This is a genomic window from Kitasatospora sp. NPDC059673 (assembly GCF_042734215.1).
In the GTDB taxonomy this organism is placed as follows: Bacteria; Actinomycetota; Actinomycetes; order Streptomycetales; family Streptomycetaceae; genus Kitasatospora.
Genome location: NZ_JBHWEN010000060.1, coordinates 1 through 2,895 on the forward strand (window position 1 = coordinate 1; position 2,895 = coordinate 2,895).

Genomic DNA, 2,895 nt, shown 5'->3' on the forward strand with positions numbered 1-2,895 from the left:
GGATGTCAACATATCTGGCGTTGACTTTTGGCACGCTGTTGAGTTCTCAAGGAACGGACACTTCCTTCGAGCCGCATTCCTGCGAACTCTCCGGGTGCTTCGTTCTTTCGTGTCTCCAGCTTATCAGATGTTTTCCGCTCCGTTTTCCGGAGTTTCATTCAGTCCGACTTGCTTTCGTTCGCCCCTCTCGGTGCGACTCCGGAACTGTACGGGGATCCGCGTCCGCAAAGCAAATCCGCCCCCGCACGCGAACGGTGCGGGGGCGGAAGGGGACGCGGGACGTCCGTGAGGTCAGCGGACCTCGGTGATCTCGGGGCCGCGCGAGAACGGGTCGATGGAGCCGCCCGTGTAAGGGGACTCGGCGTCGGCGGTGGGGGCCGCGGCGCCGTCGGCGACCATCTGGGCGTCCTCGGGGAGCTTGAGGACGATCGGGTCGCGGGGCGCCATGGGGGCTTCGCCGCGGACCACGACGGTCTGCCGGAAGACCTCTTCGAGCAGGCCGGCCGTCTCGGGCTGGACCGCGGCCTGGCCGGAGATCACACCGCGGAGGAACCAGCGCGGACCGTCGCAGCCGACGAAGCGGACCAGCTGGACACCCTGGGTGCCGTCGGGGAGCTGCACCGGGACCTGGGCGCGGAGGTGCCAGCCGAGCGGGCCCTCCTCTTCCTCGATGGCGCCGCCCTGGCTGGTGATGCCGTTGGCGATCTCCTCGCGGACCTCGCCCCAGATGCCCTCCGACTTGGGGGCGGCGAAGGCCTGCAGCTGGATGGCGCTGTTGCCGAGCACCAGGGTGGCGGCGACGATCGCGTCCCCGGCCACCTCGACCCGGAGCTCCATGCCCTCGACGCCGGGGACCAGCAGGCCACCCAGGTCGACGCGGCCCTCTTCGGGCTTCTCCAGTTCGGAGATGTCCCACGGCCCGTCCGGGCGCGGGGCCGGCGGGAGGCCGACCCGGTCGGCCGGGTCGAGTTCGGTGTCGTTCTCGACGGAATCCTCGACGTCATCGGCCGTCTCGTCGGCGCTGATGGCGTCCTCGGCGAGCTGCTCGACAGCGTCCTCGCTCTTGCGACGACGGAACACGGTCACTGTCCTTCCCGGTCCAAGACCGAATCCAAGACCGAACGCGAATATGTGCTACCTGCTACCCATCGGACCGGCCGAAAATCGTTGCGACTGCAATCGCTTCCACCCGTTCGCGTGCTGCTCGGCGGAGCCGAGACCGCGGCGCATGCTAGACCGCGGCGTGACCGCCGGTCGAGCCGAACCCGCCTTCGGCCCGGACCGAACCCGGGAGTTCACCCACTTCGTGGAAGCGGGCCTTCTCGACCTGCTGGATGACCAGCTGGGCAATTCGGTCGCCTCGCTTGAAGTTGACCGGCTCCCGAGGGTCCAGGTTGACGACGATCACCTTGATCTCACCACGGTACCCGGCATCGACCGTCCCTGGGGCGTTCACCAGTGCAACTCCGCAACGGGCCGCCAGACCCGAGCGCGGGTGCACGAACGCGGCGTAGCCGTCCGGTAGCGCAATGGAGATGCCGGTGGGGAGCAGCGCCCGTTCGCCGGGCTGGAGTTCGGCGTCCACGGTGGTGCGCAGGTCGGCTCCGGCGTCGCCGGGGTGCTCGTAGGCGGGGAGCGGGATCTCCGGGTCGAGGCGGCGGATCAGGATGTCGACGGGCTGGCGGGCGGAGTCGGTCACGGGTTCACCTCGAAGGCTCGGGCGCTTTTGATCCGGTCCGGGTCGTCCAGGACCTTCTGCACGTCCTCGGGGCGGCCGTGCGTGGTGAAGTGTTCCAGCTTCACCTGGACGAACAGTGCCTGGGCGCGAATGGCGACCGGCCCCTCGGGGCCTCCGATGCGGCCTTCGGCGGCGCTGTAGACCTTGCGGCCGTGGACGCCTGTCACCCGTGCGTGGATGTGCAGCACGGAGTCGACGGGGACGGGGCGGACGAAGTCGGTCTCCAGCCGGCCGGTGACGGCGGGGGCGCCGAGCAGCCAGTTGAGCGTGCCGAGGGTCTCGTCCATGGCGCTGACCAGGATGCCGCCGTGGGCCAGTCCGGGGCCGCCCTGGTGGGCCGACTTGACGGTGAACCGGGCGGTGACGTCGAGCTGTTCGCCGGCGACGGCGGTGAGCTGGAGGCCGTGCGGGTGGTGCGGGCCGCAGCCGAAGCAATCGTCATAGTGGGAGCCGATGACGGTGCCGGGTGCGGGGGCGATCGGGGAGCGGGACGGCAGGACGGCGTCCGCGGGCGGGGTGGTGGGGGTGGGTCCGTTCACGGTCGCGACCCTACCTGCCAGTAGCTTTCCGGGACAGGCGCGCCGAGGGGCCCCGGCCACCGGGCACGGCGTGTGCTGCGCCCACAATGGAGGCATGTACGAGGAACGTCTCACCGTCCCGCGGTCCTGGTGGCTGCTGCCCGTGGCGCTCGGGCTTTCGTTCGGGTTGATCCTGCTCCGGTTCAGCGGACTGGGCGCCCTGGTCGGGCTGGTCGTGGGGGTGGCCGCCGGTGCGGCCGCTCTGAGCAGCTACGGCTCGGCACGGATCCGGGTGGTGCAGGGCTCGCTGGTGGCCGGGCAGGCCCGGATCCCGGTGAGCGCGCTGGGCGAGGCCGAGGTGCTGAACCCGAAGGAGGCCATGGCCTGGCGTTCGGTGAAGGCCGACCCGCGGGCGTTCATGCTGCTGCGCAGCTATGTGCCGACGGCGCTGAAGGTCCCGGTGACCGACCCGGCCGACCCGACCCCGTACCTGTATCTGTCGACCCGCTCCCCGCAGCGGCTGGCGGACGCACTGGGCGAGGCGGGCGGCCGGAGCCGCTGACCGCCCGAGGAACAAGGCGCGGGCGGACCGCGCCACAACGCAGACAGACCGAAAGGGACGGCCCCACACTCCGGGGC

4 protein-coding genes are annotated in these 2,895 nt (G+C 70.5%); 1 reads left to right on the forward strand and 3 read right to left on the reverse strand.

Going from position 1 to position 2,895, the window contains the following annotated elements:
- Nucleotides 1-291 precede the first annotated feature (291 nt).
- The 3 genes from ACFV18_RS32805 to ACFV18_RS32815 all read right to left on the reverse strand — a co-directional run bounded on the left by ACFV18_RS32805 (nt 292) and on the right by ACFV18_RS32815 (nt 2,277).
- Nucleotides 292-1,080 carry a DUF3710 domain-containing protein gene (locus ACFV18_RS32805; RefSeq protein WP_380488968.1) on the reverse strand — a complete coding sequence of 263 codons (789 nt, stop codon included), beginning with the start codon at nt 1,078-1,080 and terminating at the stop codon, nt 292-294.
- A 151-nt stretch (nt 1,081-1,231) separates the two neighbouring features.
- The gene (gene dut / locus ACFV18_RS32810; protein WP_380488969.1) at nt 1,232-1,699 is read right to left on the reverse strand and encodes a dUTP diphosphatase; all 468 of its coding nucleotides are present in this window, start codon (nt 1,697-1,699) and stop codon (nt 1,232-1,234) included.
- The gene (locus ACFV18_RS32815; RefSeq protein WP_380488970.1) at nt 1,696-2,277 is read right to left on the reverse strand and encodes a PaaI family thioesterase; all 582 of its coding nucleotides are present in this window, start codon (nt 2,275-2,277) and stop codon (nt 1,696-1,698) included. The genes dut and ACFV18_RS32815 overlap by 4 nt, the downstream gene beginning before the upstream one ends.
- Nucleotides 2,278-2,371: 94 nt before the next feature.
- Here ACFV18_RS32815 and ACFV18_RS32820 point away from each other — a divergent pair, with 94 nt between their 5' ends.
- Nucleotides 2,372-2,818: a DUF3093 domain-containing protein gene (locus ACFV18_RS32820; RefSeq protein WP_380488971.1), complete on the forward strand. Its 447-nt coding sequence runs from the start codon at nt 2,372-2,374 to the stop codon at nt 2,816-2,818.
- The last annotated feature ends 77 nt before the right edge of the window (nt 2,819-2,895 follow it).